This window comes from Halomonas halocynthiae DSM 14573, assembly GCF_000425725.1.
Lineage (GTDB): Bacteria > Pseudomonadota > Gammaproteobacteria > Pseudomonadales > Halomonadaceae > Halomonas > Halomonas halocynthiae.
On sequence record NZ_KE384439.1, the window covers coordinates 114,761 to 139,065 of the forward strand.

A 24,305-nucleotide genomic window follows, 5' to 3' on the forward strand; every position below is an offset into this window, starting at 1 on the left:
AAATACCGATGCCCCAGCAACTATTGATTGACAGTGTCACGCTAAAGCAAGCATTGGAAAGTGCCCACCCGCCGTTGGTGCTGGATTGTCGAGCTCGGCTGGGGGATGCTGATGCAGGCACAATGTTATGGCGAGAAGGGGGCCTCCCGACAAGCCGACCTATTAATCTTGATCGGGATTTGGCCTCGGCACCGAGTGGCGGGGGGCGTCACCCGCTGCCAGAGCCGCAGAGCTTTATTGCGACACTGCAATCTCTGGGCGTGACACCGGAGCGCGCCGTGGTGGTGTACGACGATATGGGCGGGCAGATGGCGGCAGCTCGTGCCTGGTGGATGTTGACTTGCTGGGCTGGGCACCCAGAGGTGTACCTGCTGGATGGTGGCATTGATGCCTGGCAGCAAGCGGGTGGTGTGCTGGTGGCGGGCGATGAAGCTAGTGGTTTAGACAGCGAAATGTCGCGCTCTGCCTGGCAGCCACGTTTTGATAGCAGCCAGATTGTTGATGCTCGTCAAGTTGGCGCGAGCAACGCGTTGAAAGTTGATGCGCGTAGTTATGAGCGCTTTCGTGGTGACGCAGAGCCTATTGATCCAGTGGCGGGGCATATACCTGGCGCGATATGTCGGCCGGGTGGTGAGAATCTCGACAGCGGGCGCTTCAAATCGGCCGAGCGCTTATCACAAGAGCTGCCTGATGCGGATGACATCATTGCTTACTGTGGCTCTGGCGTTAGTGCCTGTCAGACTATCGCTGCTTATGCAGTCGCAGGTAAACCCTTGCCACGGCTATACGTTGGCTCTTGGAGTGACTGGGTGAGTGATCCCCAGAGACCCGTAGTGACGGGCGATAGCGAATGAAAAATCCCCACCGAGGTGGGGGTTTTTGCTGACTGACGTTAACCCTAAGGTGGTGAAAACGACCGAGACAAAACAGCACTAATTGGTTCGTTTTACATATTCGGGTACGTTGGTCCGCCGCCACCTTCAGGAGCAACCCAGGTAATATTCTGCGCCGGGTCTTTGATGTCGCAGGTTTTACAATGCACACAGTTTTGAAAATTAATCTGGAATTGTGGCTTGCCGTCATCGCCTTCGATAACTTCATATACCCCTGCAGGGCAGTAACGTTGGGCTGGTTCGGCATATTTCGGTAAGTTATCGCGGATTGGTATTGCCGGGTCCCCAAGTTTGAGGTGGCATGGCTGATCCTCTTCGTGATTCGTATTAGAAAGATACACGGAAGAGAGCTTGTCGAATGACAGCTTACCATCAGGTTTGGGGTAGTTGATTTTCTCAAACTCAGCCGCTGGTTTAAGAGCGGTGTAGTCTGGTGTGGTGTCATGAATATTGGGGAGTTTTCCGCCACCGAGTAGCTGGTCAATAAAGTTATAAGCGCCGCCGACGACGGTGCCATGCTTATGAATAGCTGGTCCGAAGCTAGCGCTTTCCTTGAGCTCGGCATAGGCCCAGCTCTGCTCCCATTTTTCGGTGAACGTGACTAATTCCTGGCCACCTTCGTCGCCCTTGCTGATTGCTTCGAATACGGCTTCGGCAGCAACCATGCCGGACTTCATGGCGGTATGCAGTCCTTTGATTTTGGCAAAGTTCAACGTGCCAGCATCGCAGCCGATCAGAAGGCCGCCAGGGAAGGTCATTTTTGGCAGACAGTTGAGGCCGCCTTTGGTGAGGGCGCGAGCCCCGTAAGCCACACGCTTTCCGTCTTCTAAGTGCTTGGCCAGCACGGGGTGGTGCTTCATGCGCTGGAATTCATCGAACGGTGACAGCCAAGGGTTTTGGTAGGACAGATCCATGATCAGCCCGACCATTACCTGATTGTTTTCACCGTGGTAGAGAAACCAGCCGCCGTGCGTCTTGCTGTCTAACGGCCAGCCAGAACCATGCAGAATCAAGCCGGGCTCGTGCTTGTCGGCGGGAATATCCCACAGCTCTTTCAGTCCGATGCCGTAGTGCTGGGGGTCTTTGCCTGCGTTTAATGAAAAGTCGTTGATCAGCCGTTTTCCCAGATGGCCACGTGCACCTTCGGCGAATAGCGTGTATTTGGCGCGTAACTCCATGCCGGGCATATAGCTATCTTTGTGGTGGCCATCCGTGGCAACGCCCATGTCTCCAATCAAGATGCCGCGAACGATGCCGTCGTCATCCTGAATAATGTGTTGGGCAGCAAATCCTGGAAAAACATCCACACCGAGCTCTTCGGCCTGCTCACCAAGCCAGCGGCAAAGGTTACCGGCACTGAGCACGTAGCGGGTTTGGTCGCCGCCGGTGTTATGCATTGTTTTTGGCACAAAAGGATTGGGTAGCTTTTGTGCTTTTTCAGCACTCTTAAGAAGGTATAGCTCATCGCGGGTCGCTGGCGTATTGAGCGGTGCGCCGCGTTCTTTCCAGTCGGGAAACAGCTCGTTCAGTGCCCGTGGTTCGAATACCGCACCAGACAGTATATGCGCGCCCACTTCCGCGCCTTTTTCTACCACGCAAACGCTCAGCTCTTGTTCTGCTTCGTTGGCTTGCTGCATCAAACGGCAGGCAGCAGCCAAGCCAGATGGGCCAGCACCGACGATGACGACGTCGAAATCCATGGCATCGCGTTCTACTTGTTCGGTCATTGGGTGTTCTCCTCCGGAAACGACGATTGCCTTAACCCAGCTGTTTGAACCTGTTTGCTTGTCGCGTATTGCGTGTTGCTCTAGCAGGGGTATGACTAACGTCGAAGATATTAAAACGGTCGTTTGCTTCTAGATAGGTCCCATGATAGGCATAATAGCCTTAAAGGGTCACCCCTTACGATGGGTTAATGCATGATCAGCACGGCCTGGGGCGTTAAGGCGGGCTTGTAGGGATTGTTGCCACTGTACTGCTTGTGGCACATTGATAACGATATTGCACTGTGGGTAAGGTCAGGTAATAACATAATCCCTGGCACAAATGTTTCGGACGACTTTGGCAGATATCAGGGATTGCTTCTGTTCAGGGGGTTTCTGGTCGTCATTATCCAAGCACTCAAGACTGAGCCAAGCGAGGGCACCATGAAAGTACTCGTCGCGGTCAAACGCGTCATTGATTACAACGTCAAAATCCGTGTTAAGCCGGATCATTCCGACGTCGACCTCACTAACGTCAAAATGGCGATGAACCCCTTCTGCGAAATTGCCGTAGAAGAAGCCGTGCGGCTGAAGGAAAAGGGCATTGCCAGTGAGGTGGTTGTTGCGACTGTTGGCCCTAAAGCCGCCCAGGAGCAGCTGCGCACAGCGTTGGCACTGGGCGCTGACCGCGCCATTCACGTGCAGACCGATGAGCGGGTCGAGTCGCTGGGCGCTGCCAAGGCGCTGGCCAAGATTGTCGAGGAAGAGCAGCCTGAGCTGGTGGTTCTTGGCAAACAGGCCATTGATACCGACAACAATCAGACGGGCCAGATGCTGGCCGCGTTGACCGGACGCCCTCAAGGTACCTTTGCTTCTGTGGTCGAAGCCCAGGATGGCAAGCTTCTGGTGACCCGTGAAATTGACGGCGGCCTGCAGACCCTTGAGCTGACGCTTCCGGCAATTGTTACTGCCGACCTGCGTCTGAATGAGCCGCGTTACGCCAAGTTGCCAGATATCATGAAGGCCAAGAAGAAGCCGCTGGACGTTAAAACGCCCGAGGAGCTGGGTGTCGACGTCGCCAGCACGCTAACGCTGGTTAAGGTCGAACCGCCGGCTGAGCGCCAGGGTGGCGTCAAGGTGAGCTCTGTGGACGAGCTCGTGGACAAACTCAAGAACGAAGCCAAGGTGATTTCATGAGTATTCTGGTTCTGGCCGAACATCAGGATGGCGAGCTGGCCGGCGCCACTGCCCATGTTGTAGCCGCAGCCCAAGCGATTGGTGGTGATATTGACGTGCTGGTGGCTGGCGAAAACGTCGCTGCTGTCGCCGACGCTGCCGCCAAACTTGATGGCGTAAGCAAAGTTCGCGTCGCGGACAGCGCTGTTTTTGCCCATCAACTGGCAGAGCCGCTGGGAGACCTTCTGGTGTCATTGGCTGATGATTACAGCCACGTGCTGGCAGTTGCTTCTACCAATGGCAAAAACGTGCTGCCGCGTGTTGCGGCCCTGAAAGACGTGGCGCAGATCTCTGAGATCATTGCCGTTGAGTCGCCGGATACCTTCAAGCGCCCGATCTATGCGGGTAACGCCATTGCTACGGTTCAGAGCAGCGATGCACTGAAGGTCATCACCGTACGCACCACCGGCTTTGATGCCGTTGGTGAAAGTGGCAGTGCCGCCGTTGAGCCGGTGGAGCAAAGCATCGACAACAGCCTGTCGGCTTTCATCAAAGAAACTCTGGCCGAGAGTGATCGTCCCGAGCTGGGTGCCGCCAAGGTGGTGATCTCTGGTGGGCGCGGCATGGGCAGCGCGGAGAACTTTGCACTACTTGACGGTATTGCCGACAAGTTGGGCGCGGCTATTGGTGCCTCACGTGCCGCAGTAGATGCTGGCTTTGTGCCTAACGATATGCAGGTTGGTCAAACTGGCAAAATCGTTGCACCTGAGCTGTATATTGCGGTAGGTATTTCGGGCGCGATTCAGCACCTGGCGGGCATGAAAGACTCCAAGGTGATTGTCGCGATCAACAAGGATGAGGAAGCACCGATCTTTCAGGTAGCGGATTACGGCCTGGTGGCTGACCTCTTCGAGGCCGTGCCGGAGCTGGAAGGTAAGCTGTAAATAAAGGGCGGTTATTGTTGCTAACGCCTTAGCGTGCCGAGAAAAAGGCCGACCTCTCAATGAGGTCGGCCTTTTTGTGTGGTGGTCACTCAAAAAGCATCAAAAAGCCCTGGTTTAAGCACCGCGCCAACGTTTCAGCAAGCTCAGCCCTGTGCGTTGTGGCCTGTTGGTGGGCGACAACATCTGTGACGCTTGTTGCAGCGGCACAATAATGGCCTGCAGGTGGTGTTCGCAAAGCTGGCGGTGAAGCGCGCCAGGGCATTGAGCGAGCAGCAGTCCTGTGTGATGGATGGCACTATCTAGTGCTTCGCTGATATGGCGAAGGTCCGCAGCATCGCTACGTGCCCGGCGGATTTCACGCAGCAGCATGGTAATTAGCTGAGTATCGAGCCAGCACGGAGCGCTGTTATGAGCAGGTGTTTGTGAGGGGTTGTGCTGTGCAGAGGTATCCAGGGAGCGTTGTATCGCCTGAAAGGAAACGTGCAGAAACGTGCAGGTGTATTGCAGTTGCCGGTGGCTGTGTGTAGGCATAATGTCACCGATCAAATGAGATTTGTTATTATTATTGTTTGGCGGCGTTAACCTGTCAATGCTGTGTGATATCTCGGCAGAAGATGAACGACTAGTATTGATAATGCTTATTGTTTAGAGTAGCGTGCTCATCGTTTCGTACACCGCTGGGAGAACAATGTGCAGGATAAATTCGTATGGTCACGTTGCTGGCGACCGGCACCCTTAGGAGGCCTGCTGACGGGTTTGCTGGCAAGTGTCGTTATGAGCCAAGCCTTGGCTGCCAGCGTTGAGGCAACGGTGACGGGTGACGCGCTGGATGCGCAGCGCACTCAAGCGGCGCTTCAGCGGCGCATTGATACTGCCGATGATGAAGTGCGTGCCAATATCGAGGCGTTACGTAAAGCTCAGCATGAGTTGCGTCGGCTGAGTGCGTACAACGCGGAGCTAGCACCGCAGGTTGAGCGTGAAACGCAGCGCTTAGACCAGCGCCTTGCGGCACTCGATGGCTTAGCGCTTACGCGTGACGCCTTACCGGGCACATTACGCAATCTGGTTGAGCGGTTTCGCCTGTGGGTTGAGTCCGATATACCGTTTCTGCATAAAGAGCGTTTAGCACGAGCAGACAGCCTGGAAGTCCTGTTGGGCGATGCCAGTTTGAGCGCTGCGGAGAAACTTGAGCGGGTGCTGTCAGCTTGGCGTAGCGAACTGGCCTATGGGCAGGAGCTGGATAGCTGGCGCGGAGAGTTGAGCGAGACGCAGGATCAGCCCGCCCGTGATGTCGAGTTTCTGCGAGTGGGTCGTGTGGGGTGGTATTACTTAACACCCGACGGCAACTCAGGCGGTGTGTGGAAAAGTGAGCCGGGCCATTGGGAGGCCCTCGACAGCCAAGGCGTTGCCGAATTACGTAAAGGGGTGAGCATGGTTCGTGAGCAGCGTGCACCGGGGCTGTTGGCACTGCCTTTGTCTCAGTCGCAACCGCGGCTGCTGAGTAAGGAGCATGACTCATGAGTGCTCAACGCAACATGATTGGCGGATTGGCCATGCTGCTATGTGGCTTGCCAATGCTGGCTGCTCAAGCGCAAACCACAGCTCAATCTTCAGCTCAAGCCCAAGCGGTTGATGGGGTGCAAAGCCTGCGCGAAACACGCCAGGCTGCAGAGGCGCGGGACCTGGCACGTTTGGCTGAGCTTTCTGAGGACGCGCACGCATTAGAGGGGGCGCTGGCTGAAGCCCAGCAGTCATTAGCTGTTGCTCGCGAGCGGCGTCAGCAGCTGGAAGCGCAGCAACAGCTCCAGCAGGAAAGAAAGCGAGAAATTGAAACGGTGCGTGCTGAGCAGGGCGGTGACCTCGATGCTGTCTCCTCAACCGTTATCGGTGTCAGTAGTGAGTTGCGGGATGAGTTGTCAGACAGCTGGTTGACGTTGGGGAGCCGTGCACAGTTGCCTCCTCGCCTCAGTGATAGCGATATTTTTGATATCCAGCAGTTGGAGCGGTTAGCTGACAGTCTGATGGCAATGACCCAGGAAACCGCACAAGTGGTTGTGCTTAATGTCCCTGTCGCTGGGGCTGATGGGGTGCGCAAAGAACAACCTGTGCTACGGGTGGGAGCACTATTGGCCGCTAGCCAAGGCCAACTGCTGGAGCGTTCAGGCAGTGATGGACACGTGGTGATAGCAGAGCATACGCCGTCCTCAGTGGCTCAACAGCTGGCTGCATTGCAGCGAGGTGAGAGTGATGTTTTACCGATTGATCCAGCAGATGGGCGAGTACTGCAAGCCATGGCTCAACAGCCGACGCTGTGGCAACGCTTCCAACAGGGCGGCGTCGTGGGTTATGTAGTGGTGGCGCTTGGCGCTTTAGGTCTATTGGTGGCACTGCTGCAATACCTGTATCTGTTGCGTATTACCGTGACCCAGCGCCGTCAGTTGGCTGACCTTGGCCAGTTACGCGATGACAACCCGCTAGGGCGAGTACTTAAACGCTTCAATGCCAATGGTCACGATCATATTCCCGAGGCGCTGGAGGCGCGGCTCGATGAGGCCATGCTAGCTGAACAGCCGCGAATTGAGCGTGGCCAGGCGTTGACCAAAATGCTAGCTGCCATTGCCCCCTTGCTTGGGTTGCTGGGCACTGTTACCGGAATGATCGTGACCTTCCAGTCAATTACGGTATTTGGTACGGGAGACCCTCAACTAATGGCTGGTGGCATCAGCCAAGCGTTGGTTACCACGGTGCTCGGCCTGATTACCGCTGTGCCGCTGCTGTTTGCTCATACCGCCCTGTCTAGTCGTAGTCGTTCGCTGATCAGTAGCATGGAAGGCCGCGCTAGCGCAGTGTTAGCTGATCGGCTTGAGAGCGAACGTCACATCTCTGGCGCGTCTGTAAAGGTGGCAGATTCTCATGCTGACCGTTTGGTTTGAGCCGCTAGCTGGGTTAATTGAAGCGGGCGGCCCCGTCCTGGTCGCTATCGCAGGTGTCGCTATGTTGCTGTTCAGCATAGGGCTTGAGCGCTGGTGGTTTTTCCGCTTCCACTACCGTCCAGCACGTCGTGCCTTAATCGCGCGTTGGGTGGCTCGTGATGAGCGCGTCAGTTGGAGCGCACTGACGTTACGAGAGGTATGGGCGAATGATCTGGTTGCCGGCCTGCGTGGCCCCTTACCGTGGCTCAGGCTGTTGGTGGTGATCTGCCCGCTGCTGGGTCTGCTGGGTACAGTGACGGGAATGATCAGCGTTTTCGACAGCCTGTCAGTCAGCGAAGTGAATCAGGCGCGAGCTATGGCAGATGGTGTGGCGCGGGCCACGCTGCCAACGTTGAGCGGTATGGCAGTATCAGTGGTGGGGCTGCTGTTTATTTCCCGCCTGGAGCATATCATTCGGCGTGAGGGGCAGCGGCTGCATGATCGCCTTGCCCGCGCCGCGGAGGAACACCATGCGTAGACGCCGATTGGCATCAGCGGCCGAGGAATCCAGCGAAGTTAACTTAACGCCAATGCTGGATGTCGTTTTCATCATGCTGATTTTTTTTATTGTCACGACCAGCTTTATCAAGGAAAGCGGGGTGGAAATTGAGCGTCCTGAATCTAGCGCGGCCACGCCGCGTGCTGATGTTCAGGTGTTGGTAGCCATTACACCGGAAGGGGCAGTATGGGTCGACGGTGAGCCGGTTGATATGCATCGTGTCGGTGCGATGGTTGCAGCAATGGTTAGTGATGATGGCTCTGCAGTCATTCAAGCCGACCGTAATGCGACGACAGGGATATTGATTGAAGTGATGGATCGTCTGCGCGAAGCCGGCGTAGCGCAGGTTGCTGTGGCTGCACAGCGGAGTCGTGGCTGATGCGTTACTCGTTTGGTTTGATGGGTGGCTCTGGGCTGGCATTGCTGTTGTTTGTGCTGCTGGCTTGGTTAGTGGTGCCCCCTGAGGCCCCCGAGCCGCTGGATGAGATGACGCTGAGCTTAGCCGAAGTGTCTGATGTGCCGACGCAGGTTCAGCCTGCTGATACGTCAGCGCCTTCGACGGCTTTACCGCCGCCGCCTCCCCAGGTTGTCCCGCCAGCACCCGCGCCTGTTGCGGATAGCACCATTACTTTGCCAGAACCAGAACTGCCTGAAATGGAAGATCCCGTTGTTGAGCTGGATGCGCCCTTGCCTGAGTTGGTAGAAACGCCGCCTGAGCCAAAACCAAAACCAAAACCAAAACCGAAACCAGCGCCTGCGCCGACACCGGCCCCTCAGCCAGCGCCGACACCAACACCTCAGCCAGCGCCAGTATCAACACCGACACCTAAGCCGGCTCCAACACCTGCGCCAGCAGCATCACAGGCACCGGTCGACGTGGGAAGTTCGGCTCGACCAACGCGGCGTGTACCACCGCAATATCCTTCCCGGGCTCAACGCCGAGGGCAGGAAGGCTATGTGGTCTTACAGTTTTTGATTCGTCCCGATGGGAGTGTCGATAGCAGTAGTATCAGAGTGCTTGAATCGCGCCCACGCCAAGTGTTCGAGCGGGCAGCGCGTGACGCTATTGCCAATTGGCATTTTGAGCCTGCGCAAGGTTTGCGTCGTGCACGGCAAAAACTGGAGTTTCAACTGCGATGATGATTTACCGGCGAAACATGAGGGTTTGGTGTCTGGTCGCTGGCATGCTGCTGCCGCTAGGGTCAGCATTTGCTGCACCGACGCTGTCAGCAGATATCATTCGTGACCTCAAAGCGACCCAGGGTCAGCTTGAGCAAAGTCAGTCTGGGCAGAGTGATTATCACGGTGTGGCAGAACATGCGCATAGTCAGGCGCGGCGGCTGGCCGGTGGAAACACCTCTGATCGCTGGGCTCGCGCGCTATATTTGCAGCTGTCTGCTAATGCGTTGGTGCGGGCTGGTGATGCGTCCGGTGCGGCAGAGCGATTGGCTGAAGCGCGGGGTATTCGTGGTGTTCGTCGTATGGACTCAGCGCAGGTTGACCATTGGCAACGGCAAGAAATCCAATTACGGCACCGGCTCGGCGATAGTCAGCAAGCGCGCGAGTTGTTGAGTGACTGGCTTTCTCGCCATACAGACAGCACTGCTGAGCGCTGGCTGATGGCAAGACTGCTGGCGGATAACGCTCAGTGGGAAGCCGCCGCGCAGCAAGTTGAATTGGCGCTGAAAAAAGGGCCGGAGCCGAGTGAGGCACAAGGCGCCTTTGCTGCCTCAGTATTGCAACGTGCAGGAGACCAAGATGGTGCGCTTGAGCTTATTTCGACTCGGCTGAGCACAGCGGGAGGTAATGCCGCTGAATGGCGGCGAGCTGCTGGTTTGGCCCAACAGCTGGGCGATACCGAGCGAGCCGCAGCAATCTGGGAAGCAGGCTGGCAGCTTGGTATGTTGGCGGGCAGCAGTGATCTGGAGCAGCGAATTCGTTTGCATTTGGCGGCTGGAACACCTGCCAGGGCTGCTGAGCTGTTGGAACAGGCTCAGGCGAGTGGAGAATTACCAAGCAATCTTGCACGGCAGCGTTTATTGGCTGAGTCGTGGTTGGCTGCGCGCGACCGAGACCAAGCGTTGGCGGCATGGCAAGCATTGGCTGAAGAAAGCCAGCAGGCTGATGACTGGCTGCGGCTGGGTCAGCTGGCGCATGGCTGGGGGCGCTGGGATCAGGCGCGCCACGCATTAGAGCGTGCACGCACGCTGGGGGCCAATGGCGCGGATGATTGGCTGGCGAACCTGCCCCCAGGAAACCTTATGGTGAGTGGCGAGTCGTAACGTGATAGCGCCGTGCTGTCTTAAGCCGAGCTGAGTTCTGCCCATACTGGGGCATGGTCAGAGGGTTTTTTCATGCCGCGCAGTGCGTAATCAACTCCTGCGTCGCTGACTCGCTCGTAAAGGGGTTTGCTGACCAGAATATGGTCGATACGCAGGCCGCGTTTGGGCTCACGGTCGAAACCTTTTGAGCGGTAGTCGAACCAGCTATATAGGTCATCACGCGTCGGATAAAGCAAGCGATAGCTATCGCTGAGCCCCCAGGCCTTAATGCCTTCGAGCCACTCGCGCTCTACGGGTTGAAAGCTGGTTTTTCCATCGCGCAGCCAGCGTTTGCGGTTTACCTCGCCAATGCCGATATCAATATCTTCGGGCGAAATGTTGAAGTCACCCATGATCGCGAGCCGCTCGTCGGGGCGATGGTGACGTTCCAGTAGCGAGGCTAACTGAGCGTAAAAGCGGCGCTTGTAGGGAAATTTCCACTCGTGAGCGAGGTTTTCACCTTGAGGAAAATAACCGTTCCATACTGTTAATAACTCGCCATCGCTATCGCGTAGGCGTACGCCAATCCAGCGGCGCTGAGCATCTTCTTCGTCATCAGGGAAACCACGCATGACCTCTACTGGCCCGTCTGGGCATTGCTCGTTGCAGCACATGATGGCTACGCCGTAATGGCCTTTCTGGCCATGGAAATACACGCGATAGCCTAGTGACTCCACGGCGTCAATCGGAAACTCGCTGTCCTGCACCTTGGTTTCTTGAAGGCCGATTACTAGCGGGCGGTGCGTCGCGACCAACGCTTCCAGCTGGTGCTGGCGAGCACGAATACCGTTGATGTTAAATGACACCAGGCGCATGGTTAGTGGTCCTTTTTATCCTGAGTCTCGAAGGGCGGCTCAGAGATACCTTCTTTATGAATGGCGATCTCCTGCCCTTGCTCTTGTCGTGCCATTTTTCGGGCAGCCTGGAGCTTACGTTGCTGGCGCTTTTTGGCGGTGAAGCGCGGCGATGAAGCTGTTTGGTCAGGATTTTCGTGGCGCCACTTTTTGTAGTCTTTGCGACGCCCGGTGCGAATGGTCACTTTATCGGCCAGTGAACGGGTTTTTTTCTTGCGTGTCATGACGCGCTCCTCGTTGTATGGCGGGCATTCTAACAGCCTCGTGGGTCGAGGAGACAGCACCGCTTGCGATGGACGCGCTCTCATCGCTTGAGACTGGTACAATACGACTTTGCACCAAGCGTCAGCCCTTTGGTTATGGCGCTATCATTACGACGAATATTCATGCATATGGACGAGACAGCACAGCCTATGAGCGAGTCGGATCAGACCACAGCCCCGGCCCCGGCCCAGGAACACAAACCCAAGCGCCGTCGTCGCAAGCCGCGCCGCCGCCCGTCGAGCTGGGATTTGCGCCAGTTCAAGGTGCCCGCGGTAGCAGGCAAGTGGCGTTTTCACGATTTCGATCTGCCGCTGCCGCTGATGCGAGCTATTCACGCGCAGGGCTTCGACTATGCGACGCCGATTCAAGCCGAAGCGTTGAGCCATACGTTGCTGGGTGGCGATGTGGTCGGTAAAGCTCAGACCGGTACGGGCAAAACGGCGGCGTTTCTGATTTCTATTCTGGCGTATTTTCTTGAGGAACCCGCGCCGGATGGACAGAAGCCAGGGGCACCGCGAGCCTTGATCATTGCACCAACACGCGAGTTGGCATTGCAGATTGAGAAAGACGCCAAAGCGCTGGCGCGTTTCACTTCGTTGAACGTGGCCAGTGTTGTAGGTGGAATGGATTACCAGAAACAACGTGATGGGTTGGCGAAAAATATTGATATTCTGGTGGCTACACCAGGTCGCCTGCTGGATTTTCACGAAAAACGTGATGTTGACCTGCGTCAGGTTGAAGTGCTGGTGCTTGATGAGGGCGACCGTATGCTCTCGATGGGCTTTATTCCTGATGTTAAACGCATTATTCGTCACACGCCTAAAAAGGAAGAGCGTCAGACGTTTCTTTTTTCAGCAACGTTCACTGAAGATATCCTCAATCTGGCCAGCCAGTGGACCCAAGATCCGGCCCACGTGGAAATTCCTGTTACGGTTGATAACGCGGCTAATATTGACCAACGTGTCTATATGGTCAGCGATGCTGATAAGCAGCGTTTGCTGGTCAACTTGCTACAGCAAGAGAGTTTTGAGCGGGTAATGGTATTTGGTAACCGCCGTGACTTGGTGCGTAAACTTGATGACGTGCTGCGTAAAGCCGGCATTAATGTTGCCATGTTGTCGGGGGATGTGCCTCAGAACCAGCGCGTTCGCACACTAGAGCAGTTTCGTGAAGGTGAGGTGCAGGTGCTGGTCGCGACAGATGTCGCGGGACGTGGCATCCATATCGAAGATGTCAGCCATGTCATCAACTACACCTTGCCTGAAGACCCGGAGGATTACGTTCACCGCATCGGTCGTACTGGCCGTGCTGGTGCTAAGGGTGTGTCGATCAGCTTCGTTGGCGAAGAGGATGCCTTCTCGCTACCTGAGATTGAGCGCTACGTTAATGGCAAGCTGCCTTGCGAGCATCCGCCGGAAGGGCTTTTGTAGGTAGTTTCAGTCAGCGCTGGCGCGTCCAGCTTATGGCGTAATGTCAGGACGGGCAGGCGAAGATGTTAGATGCGGACCTGAAGGACGAGATCCAAGGCGCTTATCGTCAGATGTTGGACGCCCTGCGCCTGACGCCGCGCTATGGGCAACGCTTGATGATTGCTGAAATTGCTCGCACCTTGGCAGGCATTCAGGCCGACGACGACGGCAAACGCCTAAGCAATGAGCACGTTTGTGTGTTGGAAGCCGGTACCGGAACGGGAAAAACGCTGGCTTATCTGCTGGCGGCGTTGCCAGTGGCGAAGGCGCGGGGTAAGCGCTTGGTGCTGTCTACCGCGACGGTTGCTCTGCAAGAACAGGTATTGCATCAAGACCTGCCTGCGCTCAAAGCGCACAGTGGCTTGTCGTTTAATTATGCACTGGCCAAGGGGCGTGGGCGCTATGTTTGTGTGGCTAAGCTTGATCAGGCCATGGAAGGTGGTGAGGATAATCCTACGTTGTCGATGTTTGAGACGGCTGCGCCTGTGGTCAGCGGTGATGGGTTTCAGCTGTTGGCAGAGTCGTTAGGTGAGGCATATGGCAGCGGGCAGTGGCTTGGAGATCGTGATAGCTGGCCTGAAGCGATAGAAGACCCAGACTGGCGACGCTTGACCGTCGATCACCGCCAATGCACCAATCGGCGCTGCGGCCACTTTGCAGCTTGCGCTTTTTTTCGTGCGCGGCGCGATATGGAGTCTGCCGACATCATTGTGGCTAATCACGATCTGGTATTGGCAGACTTAGCGCTGGGTGGTGGAAAAGTGCTGCCTGAGCCAGCTGATTGCATCTATATCTTCGACGAAGGCCATCATCTGCCTGATAAGGCGATCAATCACTTTACCTATCGCTTTGCGGTAGGGGGTGGTTTGCGCTGGTTGCGTACGCTTAAAAAATCACTCAGCGAGCTGAATCAGCAACTGGGCCAACAGGCAACGCTGGCGCGCCTATTGGCGGGGCTCCCCCAGGCTATTGATGCACTGGAACCGCGCCTGGGTGACGTGTTTGCGCTGGGGCATCAGCTTGCTGGCCATTCCGAGGGCCTTGGCGACAACGAAGAGCGTTTTCAGCACCGCTTCGAAATGGGTTGTGCACCAGATGCGCTGCGTGAAATGGCCAGTGGGCTGGTGAGTGTGTTTGCTGAGTTATCGCGCAGTTTGGAGTCTATGGCGGACATTTTGCGCGAAAGCCTGGACCCGGATAAGTCGACGGGATTGCCGCGTGAGCAGGCGGAGCCTTGGCTGCCATTAATTGCGCTGCTGCAAGGGCGGGCGCAGGAAGCCCATGGCCTGTGGTTGGCGTTTGCTGAGCAGGACGCCACTGGCGAGCCACCCAGGGCGCGCTGGTTGACTCTGAAGCGCTTTCAGGGAGAGCCAGAGTTGGTTTTTTCTGCCAGCCCGGTGTCTGCTGCCCACACCTTGGCGAAGTCACTGTGGGGGTGCTGTTTCGGTGCCGTGCTGACATCCGCAACCTTAACTGCGCTGGGGCGGTTTGAGCGGTTGCAGGAGCGCGCGGGTCTAGCAAACCGGTATCGCTACCAGGTGTTACCTAGCCCGTTTGATTATTCTCAGGCTGTGCTTAGTGTGCCTCGGGAAGCGACAGACCCTGCTGATCGTGATAGCCACGAGCGGGCGATTGTTGATTTTGTTGAGGCGCTGGATGATAGCGAAGCAGTACTCATCCTGTTTTCTTCTCGGGCCCAGCTGCGCGGTGTAGAGCGTGAGCTGTCACAATCGGTGCGTGAACGTGTGCTGGCCCAGGACCGTTTCCCCAAGCGTGAGTTAGTTGAACGGCATCGCGCTCAGGTTGATGAAGGCAAGGGCAGTATTCTGTTTGGGTTGGCGAGTTTTGCTGAGGGTATCGACCTGCCTGGTAAATACCTGACCCACGTAGTTATCACCCGCCTGCCATTTGCCGTGCCAGATGACCCGGTAGGAGCAACGCTGGCTGAGTGGATTGAAAGCCAGGGCGGCAACTCCTTTATGCGTATCAGTGTGCCAGATGCATCGATCAAGCTGGTGCAGGCTTGTGGTCGGCTGATCCGTAAGGAGACTGACCGTGGACGCATTACGTTGCTTGATCGACGCGTGCTCACGCGTCGCTATGGCACCGCGCTGCTTGACGCGTTGCCGCCTTTTACTCGCGAAATTGAAGGTGTGATACACAACGTCGGCAGGCCGTGAGAGGCGGGTATATCAGCTGAATTGTGTTAAACAAGAATTGCGTTAAAAAAAGCCCGCCATCTTAAGTGATAGGCGGGCGATATGTGTCAGCGGAAATTTACCGTTTAGGTGACAGGTCAGTCCGCGCTGATTCGTTTCGCAAGCGCTGAGGCAAGCTTGTCGTTCATGGTCTTGAGCGAGCTAACGGTGGTATCCCAGTCGATACAGGCATCGGTAATTGAGACACCGTAGGTCAGGTCTTTAGGGTTTTCAGTCATTTTCTGGTTACCCCAGCCGATATTGGACTCAACCATCAGCCCGGTAATGGAGCGGTTGCCATCCAAAATCTGGTTGGTAACGTTTTCCAGCACCAGTGGCTGTAAGCCAGCATCTTTGTTGGAGTTAGCGTGCGAGCAATCAATCATGATATTAGGCTTGATGCCAGCGGCGTTAAGCTCTTGTTCGGCGAGTGCTACGCTGACGCTATCATAGTTGGGCTTGCCGTTACCGCCGCGCAGTACCACGTGGCCATAGGAATTGCCCCGAGTGCGGATGATGGCAACCTGGCCGTTTTTGTCGATGCCCAGGAAGTTATGCGGATGGGAAACTGACTGTAACGCATTAACAGCGACATCAAGGCTGCCGTCGGTGCCATTTTTGAAACCGACCGGGCATGACAGGCCAGACGCCATTTCGCGGTGAGTCTGAGACTCGGTAGTGCGTGCTCCGATGGCTGACCAGCTAATGCAGTCTTGCATGTATTGTGGCGAGATTGGGTCCAGGGCTTCAGTGGCCAGTGGTAGTCCGAGCTCGGCCAGGTCGACCAGCAGGCGGCGAGCGAGATGCAGGCCTTCTTCGATCTCAAATGAGCCGTTAAGGTGTGGGTCGTTGATGAGTCCTTTCCAGCCAACGGTAGTGCGTGGCTTTTCGAAATAAACGCGCATTACGATGTACAGGCTGTCTTTTACTTCATCGGCCAGCTTGCGAAGTCGGCGAGCGTAGTCCAGTGCGGCGTCAATGTCATGGATGGAGCAAGGGCCAACCACCATCAGTAAGCGGGGGTCGCTGCCATCGAGAATCCGCTCGATGGTTTCGCGCCCTTCAACCACGGTGCGCTGGGCTGTCTCAGTTAGTGGAACGGCTTTCTTGAGTTCAGACGGAGTGATCAAAACGTCCTCAGCAAGAACGTTCAGGTTGTAGATCTTTTGCTCGGACATTTTTCTACCTGTTACATGGTGGCGCGGATGTCTCTCAATAATATTCTACTATTACCCTGATGTTCATGAATTTCAATGCTCAATGGAACTTTATAACGGCTTTCGGGTCATTAAGGCCGCGAGCTTAACTGGCTCAAGTGCTTGATAGACTCTGTGAAAACAGCAACACTTGATCCTTTCGCCGATGCGCTTTATCGGGAGCGGCGTAAGCCTCCACAGGTTGCCATGTAACCATCAGGCTTCAGGTTAACATCTATGCAAGCAATACCAGTTAGTGAGTGTTTTGTGCTCAAGGGACCGCTTAGTGCCCCCACCAAGGGGGATGTTTAATGGGAAATCGGGAAACCGATCAGCAGCTTGTCGAGCGTGCGCGAAATGGTGATACGCGCGCGTTTGACCTGCTTGTGAAAAAGTATCAGCACAAAATCATTGGATTGATAGGGCGCTATGTGCATGACCACTCGGAAGTTCAGGATGTTGCGCAAGAAGCCTTTATCAAGGCGTATCGCGCGCTAGGTAGCTTTCGTGCGGAGAGTGCGTTCTATACTTGGATGTATCGCATCGCTATCAATACCGCGAAAAATTACTTGGTGTCTCGCAGTCGTCGGCCACCAGGAACTGATCTTGACATGTCCGATGCCGAGGTCTTGGACCACAGTGGCCGTCTTGCGGATATTGAGACGCCTGAGGCGGCGATAGCGCGAGACCAGCTTGAGTCGGCAGTCTTTGAAGCCATCGAGGCATTGCCGGATGATTTGCGCACAGCGATTACGCTGCGCGAGATGGATGGGTTGTCCTATGAGGATATCGCCAACATCATGGAGTGCCCGGTCGGTACGGTTCGTTCAAGAATTTTTCGTGCTCGAGAAGCGGTGGATCAGCATATCCAACCGCTTATCACGACTGCGCGGAATCAATAGGGTGTCGTCGATTACCGTCAGATTGACATCTTTTTTCACGGTTCGCTGAACTGTCTGGACAAACTGGCGTCTCATAGGCAGCAAGCAGTTAAGCAATAAGCAGTAGCAGTAAAAGGCAGCATCAGGATCAATGTTCCTGAAATTGGTCGGTCAATGTGCTGACAATTGATGCAGAGCGTAAGCGCTCTGGCTGTGAGGGTAAGGGGGAGAAATGAATCTTAACGCAAGGCAGTCACTATCCGCGCTGATGGACGATGAAGGCGACGATCTTGAGTTGCGTCGTGTTCTGGCAACACTGAAAACAGCGCCGGAAGAAGCCGATAGCTGGCGGCGTTACCATCTGGCGCGTAGCATTATGCGTCGTGATGCGCACATTGATACCAGTGTCGACCTGTCTGCCGATATCATGGCTAAGCTGGAGGCCGAGCCGGTTCCTGCTAGCGGGCATGAGGCGTCTCAGTCAGCATCGCTACAGAGCGATGCGTCAGCGAAGCGGATAAAACGCGGTGGCGTGCCACTGGCACGAGGCGCCGGTATTGCTGCTGCTGTTTCGCTAATGGTGATCAGTGGTGTGCAGTTTTACAACGGTAACTCGGTACTTGATGGCTCAGGTGCAGATCTTGCGGCTGCAAATAATGCACCTGCGATTAGAGCTCCTGTGGCGGCACCATCGCTGGTTGATTTGCCGATGTTCCAGACTGCTCCCGGTATGCGTAGCAACAGCGGGGTAATGACGGTGGGTGCCGGTGGTTCAACGCCCATGATGCTGAGTCCTTCACAAGAGCAGCAATCACGCGCCATCGATCAGCAGCAGGCCTTGTTGTTGCAGTCTTATCTGAACCGTCATTCTGAAGGCGCTGCGCCAGGTGCGGGTGATAGTTGGATGCCTCTATTTCGCGTGTCTGAAGGTCAGGTGTCTGGAAGTGGGATGTCGAGCCAACGCTAATGTATATTTTGGCTAAATGTCCGCGTATAGCATGGCTGAGTACGTTGCCTTTGGTGCTGGCGTTTGCGGCGACACCGATGATGGTTCTGGCTCAGCAAGCGAGTGAAGAGAGTGTTCAGCTTGATACGCTGTCGCTTGACTGCTCAGCGCTAGAAACGCTGGACACCCCTGTGTCCGGTGTTGAGTGGATGAGACGTAGCTTGCTGGCGCAGCATTGTGTCAATTTTCAAGCTAGGGCAGTACGCGCGGGATCAGGCGGCGTGAGAACCTTGGCGTTAACCCATGAGGTAGACGACGGAACAGAGCGTGATGAGTTAGTCATGCTTGATGATAGTCCGTTAACTCATGAGCGTCGCGGCGTTACGGCTATGCTGCTTAAAAATGAACACGGCCTTTTTGCAGCTACCCCCGATGCGATCGTGGATCATCTCGATGATTACTACCGGTTCAGACTGTTTGATAACCAGCGCATCGCTGGGCGTCCAGCCGTTCGGGTTGATGTTGAGCCGCGCGATAACTTTCGCCATGCTCGCCGTCAATGGATCGATGTTGAAACCGCGTTGCCGCTGAAGCAAGAATTGTTGGGCGAGCGTGGTGTGCTGGAAACATTTCAACTGGTAGAGCTTGATGTAGGCCAGCGTTATGCCGGAACCATTGCGGTTGAATCAACGGTTAGCAAGCTTGAGGGGCCGTGGCAGCCTGATTGGCTCCCGCCGGGGTTTATCCGTCAGTCGGTTAAGCAAGATGCATCGCGTCAAGGCCGTGTTCATCACCTTTATAGTGACGGCCTGGCAACGCTGAGCCTGTTTGTTGAGCCTTTGCAGGGGCAGCCAAGCCTCAAGCCGGGTATTCATCGATTGGGCGCATCACAGGCGGCGGTAGTGCAGCCTCGAATTGGTGAGCAGTTCTATCAGATTATGGCGATGGGGGAACTGCCGCCCTATGTGCTGCGACGTGTTGTTAGCAGCATGGAAGCTTCCTTGTCTCGTTCATCACCCGCCTCTCAGCCTGCCTCGTAAGTCGCTAACCCCCATGGCGTAGCAGATCACTCAATGAATAATCGTCCGATAAGTGATGGCCTGGTTGAAGAGCTGGGGCGTGTCGTTGGTTGTTATGACGGAGGCGTTTGGGTTGAAGTTCAGCGCCAGGCTGCCTGTGGTAGCTGTAGTGCTCGCCATGGTTGTGGCAGCGCTCAGCTCTCGCGTCTCTCTCGTAAACCTCCTTTGCGGTTTTCCATGAATACGTCGTTGAATCTTCAGCGGGGCGATCAAGTGCGTCTTGGGCTGAAAGCAACGGATATCGCTCGCGCCAGCCTGCTGGCCTATGGTGTGCCGCTTTTACTGGCGTTGGTGGGCGCTGTAATAGGGCAGTTGGGGAGTGGTAGTGATATTTGGGCGGGTCTTGGATTTATGGTGGGGCTGGGTGCTGGAGGGGTATGGTTGCGTACTCATCACCTCACGCCGACGTCGCGCTACCTACCTCAGCTGCTGGAGGTTGTGCGATGTGCTGAAAATACCACACAGGTTGCTGAACCTTTCGATGTGACCAAGGTATAAAACGTACTGTCTCAACTTGATGCAACTCATAGGAGAGTTTCATGAAATTCAATATGCGGTTGTCTTCTTTATGGATGCTGCTGCTGATCGCAGCGCTTGCCAGCCAGCCTGCGCTGGCTCGTGATTTACCTGACTTTACTGGGTTAGTCAAAGAGGCTGCGCCAGGGGTGGTCAATATCTCTACCTCTCAGACAGTTGAGCGGCGCGGGTCATCGTTCCCCGGTCGTAATTTTGGCGGCCCGGAAATGCCCGATATTTTCCGTGAATTCTTTGGTGACCGCTTCCCGTTTCCCGAAGGTGGTGGGCGCGGTTATAGCGAAGAGCGTGAGTCACTGGGGTCGGGTTTCATTATTGATGAAGCTGGCTACATCATGACCAATGCTCATGTGGTAAATGATGCTGATGAGATCCTGGTGCGCTTTAGTGACCGTCGTGAGCTTGAGGCGGAAGTTGTTGGCGTAGATATCAAAACAGATATTGCTGTGCTTAAGGTCGATGCAAATGATTTGCCAGCACTGACTCTGGGCAACTCTGATGACCTGGAAGTGGGTGAGTGGGTGGCAGCTATTGGCTCACCGTTTGGCTTTGACCACTCGGTAACTGCCGGTATTGTCAGTGCCATGAACCGCACCTTGCCGCAGGATGCCTACGTGCCCTTTATTCAGACAGACGTAGCTATTAACCCAGGCAACTCTGGTGGACCACTGTTCAACCTTGATGGTGAAGTCGTGGGTATCAACTCACAGATCTTCACCCGCAGTGGCGGCTTCATGGGATTGTCGTTCTCCATTCCTATCAATGTGGCAATGGATGTGGCCGATCAGCTGCGTGATGATGGCTCAGTGAGTCGTGGCTGGTTGGGCGTAATGATTCAGCCGGTTTCTCGTGACCTGGCCGAATCGTTCGGGATGGAAGAGCCAGAAGGTGCGTTGGTCTCTGATATGGACCCAGAAGGCCCCGCCGCACGTGATGGGCTGAAAGCAGGAGATATCATCCTTGAAGCCAACGGCAAGCGGATTGATAGTTCTGAAACCTTACCGCGTCTGATTGGTGCCATTGATCCTGATGAGGACGTCGAGCTGCTGGTGTTGCGTGATGGTGAGAATGAGCATCTGACGATTACCTTAGGCAACTGGCCGGGTATCGACGCGAGTGCTGGTAATCATGGCAGCGCTGACGACAGCACACCTGCACGCCTGGGTATTCAGGTGCAGGCGTTGGATGAGCGGGTGCTCAAACAGTTGAAGATCGATAGTGGCGTGCGTGTTACTGATGTAGCTCGTGATGGCGCTGCCGCTCGAGCAGGTATTCGCCGCGGCGATGTGCTGGTGAACATTGCCATGCAACCGATTGAAGACCCCGAACAGCTGGTTGAGCTGATCAACGAGTTGCCAGAGGGTCAGTCAGTGCCTGTTCGGTTGTATCGTGAAGGCCGCTCTTACTATGTTCCGCTGCGGTTGGATGACAACTGAGAGTCGTTTTTGGTAACTGAGTCAATAGTCACCCGGCGGACGTGTCCGCCGGGTTTTTTTATGTTGATAAAGGTCTCTTGTTCTTTTTTCTCTTGAAGGATGGGGCTAGGCAGATAACGGCCAGTGTGTTGATAGATCAAGATCTGGCGACATTGCGGCTTTGCCGCGCTACAATGCGCGCAGCTCTCACGCGCAACTTTCACGCAGCCGGCGCCTGTGCAAGGTGTTTTGCTCAACTTGACCATGGCTGCGTACATGGAACGGGTTTCAATGCATGTCAGATAAAGACGATCGCAAGACAATCAATGGAATACGTAATTTTTCCATCATCGCTCATATCGATCACGGCAAGTCTACGCTGGCTGATCGTTTGATTCAGACCTGTGGAGGGCTCACTGAACGCGAGCTCAAAGAGCAGGTGCTGGACTCCATGGATTTGGAGCGTGAGCGCGGCATCACTATTAAAGCGCAATCGGTCACGCTGGATTACACCGCGGCTGATGGTCAGGTTTATCAGTTGAACTTCATTGATACGCCGGGCCACGTAGACTTCTCCTATGAGGTGTCGCGCTCGTTGTATGCCTGTGAAGGTGCGTTGTTGGTGGTAGATGCCGGGCAAGGGGTTGAAGCGCAGTCGGTGGCTAACTGCTACACCGCATTAGAGCAGGGTCTTGAGGTGCTGCCGGTACTCAACAAGATGGACTTACCTCAGGCTGATCCTGACAAGGTGGCCCATGAGGTTGAGGAAATTATCGGTATTGATGCGACCGACGCCTGTCAGGTATCGGCCAAGACTGGCCTAGGCATCGATGCACTGCTGGAGCGCTTGGTGCGTGATATTCCCCCGCCAAAAGGTGATGTTGACGCGCCGCTTCAAGCACTGATTATCGACTCATGGTTTGATAATTATCTGGGCGTCGTGTCGCTGGTGCGTATTTTCGACGGCACCCTGAACAAGGGCGAGAAAATCCGCATTCTGTCGACCGGCAAAGACTGGCAGGCTAATACCGTGGGTGTGTTTACGCCGCTGCGTCAGGAAACTGGCAGGCTTCGGGCGGGTGAAGTTGGCTACATTGTCGCTGGCATCAAAGACATTCATGGCGCGCCGGTGGGTGACACTATCACCCATACGAAAACATCAGAGATCAAGCGGCTGCCAGGTTTTCAAAAAGTTAAGCCGCAAGTGTATGCGGGGATGTTTCCGATCAGCGCGGATGACTATGAAGACTTTCGCGACGCACTGGAAAAGCTGGCGCTCAATGACGCCTCGTTGGAGTATGAGCCGGAAAACTCTGATGCGCTGGGCTTTGGCTTTCGTGTTGGTTTTCTTGGCACGTTGCACATGGAAATCATCCAGGAGCGCCTTGAGCGCGAGTATGACCTGGACTTGCTTTCTACTGCGCCAACGGTGGTGTACGAGCTGCTGATGAAGAACGGCGAGACGCTTTATGTCTCGAATCCTTCAAAACTGCCTGATATGGCCAACGTGGAAGAAATGCGCGAGCCTGTCGCTCGGGCCAGTATTCTGGTGCCTCAGGAATTTGTCGGTAACGTTATCGCGGAGTGTGAACAGCGTCGTGGCACTCAGCTGGACATGCTGTTTCTGGGTAGCCAGATTCAGTTGACGTATGAGCTGCCGATGTCTGAAGTCGTAATGGACTTTTTTGACCGGCTCAAGTCCATTTCGCGGGGCTACGCGTCGTTGGATTACAGCTTTGAGCGTTTTGAAACCGCCAAGCTGGTGCGCCTAGACGTGCTGATCAACGGTGATCGTGTTGATGCACTGGCGATCATTATTCACCGCGACCATGCCCATAGCCGTGGTCGGATTCTCGTTGAGAAAATGCAGGAGCTGATACCCCGCCAGATGTTTGATGTGGCTATTCAGGCCGCTATTGGTGGGCAGGTGGTGGCTCGCTCTACCGTTAAAGCGCTGCGTAAGAACGTGACAGCAAAGTGTTATGGCGGTGATGTTAGCCGTAAGAAAAAGCTGCTTGAAAAGCAAAAAGCGGGCAAAAAACGCATGAAGCAGGTCGGGCGGGTGGAAATTCCCCAAGATGCCTTCCTTGCTGTGCTCAAGTCCAACGATTAAGAACGACTAAGGAAGACGCATGAGTCTGGATTTTGCACTGCTGCTGGTGATTGCCGTTGCAGTAACAGGCGTGATCACTCTGTTGGATATGCTGTGGTGGCGGCCAGCGCGTAAGGCGCGACGGGTTGAAGAAACAGGGAGCTCAGAGGGGGCGCGTGAGCCGTGGCCGGTTGATTATGCGCGCTCGTTTTTTCCGGTGCTGCTGATTGTTTTGGTCGTCAGGAGCTTCATTGTGGAGCCATTCCAGATTCCGTCGGGGTCCATGCGACCCACGCTGAAGGTGGGTGATTTCGTTTTAGTTAACAAGTTTGCCTATGGCCTGCGTTTACCCGTGGTTAATACACGGGTGCTGGAAGTCAACGACCCTGAGCGCGGTGATGTGATGGTGTTTCGTTTTCCGGGAGACCCATCAGTCAATTACATTAAGCGGGTTGTAGGCCTGCCGGGTGACCTCATTCGTTACGAAGATAAGCAGCTTTATGTAAACGGTGAGCCCGTTTCGAAACGCGCGCTAGGAGAGGCTGGGGAAGATGCGCCAGGCGAACTGAAGTTTGAGGAGCTGCTGGGCGAGTCTACTCACCTGATTTACAACGATCCTAAGGCGCCAGGCCCGCAAGTGCGTGAAATTGAAGTGCCTGAAGGCAAGTACTTCACCATGGGTGATAACCGCGACCACTCCAGTGACAGCCGCTTCTGGGGTTTTGTGCCGGAAGAAAACATTGTCGGTAAAGCGTTCGCAGTATGGATGCACTGGGACGGCGGGCTACCCAGTTTCAGTAGTGTTCGGGGGATTCAATGAGCTTAGCAGTAGGCCCGTATCACACATTTTTGCAACAACGTAACACCGG

The 24,305-nt window shown here is 55.3% G+C and carries 23 protein-coding genes; 18 read left to right on the forward strand and 5 right to left on the reverse strand.

From position 1 onward, the window contains the following. Positions 1-8 precede the first annotated feature (8 nt). Complete coding sequence (locus tag H616_RS0106085) at positions 9-854, forward strand: sulfurtransferase (protein WP_027966570.1); 846 nt, start codon at positions 9-11, stop codon at positions 852-854. A gap of 92 nt (positions 855-946) precedes the next feature. Here H616_RS0106085 and H616_RS0106090 read toward each other — a convergent pair whose 3' ends face one another. Then, positions 947-2,620 (reverse strand): electron transfer flavoprotein-ubiquinone oxidoreductase, encoded by a 1,674-nt coding sequence (locus H616_RS0106090; RefSeq protein ID WP_027966571.1) that lies wholly within the window; start codon positions 2,618-2,620, stop codon positions 947-949. A 420-nt stretch (positions 2,621-3,040) separates the two neighbouring features. On the opposite strand from H616_RS0106090, the gene H616_RS0106095 reads away from it, so the two are divergent. Further along, positions 3,041-3,793 (forward strand): electron transfer flavoprotein subunit beta/FixA family protein, encoded by a 753-nt coding sequence (locus tag H616_RS0106095; protein ID WP_027966572.1) that lies wholly within the window; start codon positions 3,041-3,043, stop codon positions 3,791-3,793. Then, positions 3,790-4,716: an electron transfer flavoprotein subunit alpha/FixB family protein gene (locus H616_RS0106100; protein WP_027966573.1), complete on the forward strand. Its 927-nt coding sequence runs from the start codon at positions 3,790-3,792 to the stop codon at positions 4,714-4,716. Before H616_RS0106095 ends, H616_RS0106100 begins: the two co-directional genes overlap by 4 nt. 114 nt (positions 4,717-4,830) lie before the next feature. Here the strand turns inward: H616_RS0106100 and H616_RS14315 are convergent, their stop codons facing one another. Continuing rightward, positions 4,831-5,247, reverse strand: coding sequence for a hypothetical protein (locus H616_RS14315; RefSeq protein WP_051234041.1), 417 nt, complete (start codon positions 5,245-5,247; stop codon positions 4,831-4,833). A 159-nt stretch (positions 5,248-5,406) separates the two neighbouring features. On the opposite strand from H616_RS14315, the gene H616_RS14320 reads away from it, so the two are divergent. Genes H616_RS14320 through H616_RS14330 form a run of 6 tightly spaced genes read left to right on the forward strand, consistent with a single transcriptional unit; the run spans position 5,407 to position 10,469 of the window. Beyond that, positions 5,407-6,237, forward strand: a complete 831-nt coding sequence (locus H616_RS14320) for a DUF3450 domain-containing protein (protein ID WP_240470539.1) — start codon at positions 5,407-5,409, stop codon at positions 6,235-6,237. Next, positions 6,234-7,649, forward strand: coding sequence for a MotA/TolQ/ExbB proton channel family protein (locus H616_RS14325; protein WP_035572704.1), 1,416 nt, complete (start codon positions 6,234-6,236; stop codon positions 7,647-7,649). Before H616_RS14320 ends, H616_RS14325 begins: the two co-directional genes overlap by 4 nt. Beyond that, the gene (locus tag H616_RS0106120) at positions 7,630-8,166 is read left to right on the forward strand and encodes a MotA/TolQ/ExbB proton channel family protein (protein ID WP_027966574.1); all 537 of its coding nucleotides are present in this window, start codon (positions 7,630-7,632) and stop codon (positions 8,164-8,166) included. The genes H616_RS14325 and H616_RS0106120 overlap by 20 nt, the downstream gene beginning before the upstream one ends. Next, positions 8,159-8,566 carry an ExbD/TolR family protein gene (locus H616_RS0106125; RefSeq protein ID WP_027966575.1) on the forward strand — a complete coding sequence of 136 codons (408 nt, stop codon included), beginning with the start codon at positions 8,159-8,161 and terminating at the stop codon, positions 8,564-8,566. Before H616_RS0106120 ends, H616_RS0106125 begins: the two co-directional genes overlap by 8 nt. Then, positions 8,566-9,327, forward strand: coding sequence for an energy transducer TonB (locus H616_RS0106130; protein ID WP_338035744.1), 762 nt, complete (start codon positions 8,566-8,568; stop codon positions 9,325-9,327). The genes H616_RS0106125 and H616_RS0106130 overlap by 1 nt, the downstream gene beginning before the upstream one ends. 17 nt (positions 9,328-9,344) lie before the next feature. Continuing rightward, complete coding sequence (locus H616_RS14330; RefSeq protein ID WP_035572816.1) at positions 9,345-10,469, forward strand: hypothetical protein; 1,125 nt, start codon at positions 9,345-9,347, stop codon at positions 10,467-10,469. Between the two features lie 20 nt (positions 10,470-10,489). Here H616_RS14330 and xthA read toward each other — a convergent pair whose 3' ends face one another. Then, on the reverse strand, positions 10,490-11,323 hold the full coding sequence (xthA, locus tag H616_RS0106140; RefSeq protein ID WP_027966577.1) for an exodeoxyribonuclease III: 834 nt from the start codon (positions 11,321-11,323) through the stop codon (positions 10,490-10,492). A 2-nt stretch (positions 11,324-11,325) separates the two neighbouring features. After that, entirely contained in the window at positions 11,326-11,586 is a 261-nt protein-coding gene (locus H616_RS0106145) for a hypothetical protein (protein ID WP_027966578.1), read from the reverse strand. Positions 11,587-11,775: 189 nt separating this feature from the next. On the opposite strand from H616_RS0106145, the gene rhlB reads away from it, so the two are divergent. Continuing rightward, entirely contained in the window at positions 11,776-13,056 is a 1,281-nt protein-coding gene (gene rhlB / locus H616_RS0106150) for an ATP-dependent RNA helicase RhlB (RefSeq protein WP_027966579.1), read from the forward strand. Positions 13,057-13,118: 62 nt separating this feature from the next. After that, positions 13,119-15,275, forward strand: a complete 2,157-nt coding sequence (gene dinG, locus H616_RS0106155; protein WP_027966580.1) for an ATP-dependent DNA helicase DinG — start codon at positions 13,119-13,121, stop codon at positions 15,273-15,275. Between the two features lie 116 nt (positions 15,276-15,391). Here the strand turns inward: dinG and H616_RS0106160 are convergent, their stop codons facing one another. Continuing rightward, on the reverse strand, positions 15,392-16,471 hold the full coding sequence (locus H616_RS0106160; protein WP_027966581.1) for a 3-deoxy-7-phosphoheptulonate synthase: 1,080 nt from the start codon (positions 16,469-16,471) through the stop codon (positions 15,392-15,394). Positions 16,472-16,800: 329 nt separating this feature from the next. Between H616_RS0106160 and rpoE the strand changes: the two genes are divergently transcribed. The 7 genes from rpoE to lepB all read left to right on the forward strand — a co-directional run bounded on the left by rpoE (position 16,801) and on the right by lepB (position 24,256). Further along, entirely contained in the window at positions 16,801-17,391 is a 591-nt protein-coding gene (gene rpoE / locus H616_RS0106165; RefSeq protein ID WP_027966582.1) for an RNA polymerase sigma factor RpoE, read from the forward strand. A gap of 211 nt (positions 17,392-17,602) precedes the next feature. Further along, positions 17,603-18,337, forward strand: coding sequence for a sigma-E factor negative regulatory protein (locus tag H616_RS14335; protein WP_051234043.1), 735 nt, complete (start codon positions 17,603-17,605; stop codon positions 18,335-18,337). A gap of 77 nt (positions 18,338-18,414) precedes the next feature. After that, the gene (locus H616_RS14340; RefSeq protein ID WP_169516157.1) at positions 18,415-19,356 is read left to right on the forward strand and encodes a MucB/RseB C-terminal domain-containing protein; all 942 of its coding nucleotides are present in this window, start codon (positions 18,415-18,417) and stop codon (positions 19,354-19,356) included. Between the two features lie 33 nt (positions 19,357-19,389). After that, on the forward strand, positions 19,390-19,893 hold the full coding sequence (locus H616_RS14345; protein ID WP_051234045.1) for a SoxR reducing system RseC family protein: 504 nt from the start codon (positions 19,390-19,392) through the stop codon (positions 19,891-19,893). Positions 19,894-19,934: 41 nt separating this feature from the next. Further along, positions 19,935-21,365 carry a DegQ family serine endoprotease gene (locus H616_RS0106185; protein ID WP_027966583.1) on the forward strand — a complete coding sequence of 477 codons (1,431 nt, stop codon included), beginning with the start codon at positions 19,935-19,937 and terminating at the stop codon, positions 21,363-21,365. A gap of 274 nt (positions 21,366-21,639) precedes the next feature. After that, positions 21,640-23,457 carry a translation elongation factor 4 gene (lepA, locus tag H616_RS0106190; protein WP_027966584.1) on the forward strand — a complete coding sequence of 606 codons (1,818 nt, stop codon included), beginning with the start codon at positions 21,640-21,642 and terminating at the stop codon, positions 23,455-23,457. A gap of 25 nt (positions 23,458-23,482) precedes the next feature. Then, a complete protein-coding gene (gene lepB, locus H616_RS0106195) occupies positions 23,483-24,256 on the forward strand; it encodes a signal peptidase I (protein WP_027966585.1) in 774 nt (257 codons plus the stop codon). Positions 24,257-24,305 lie beyond the last annotated feature (49 nt).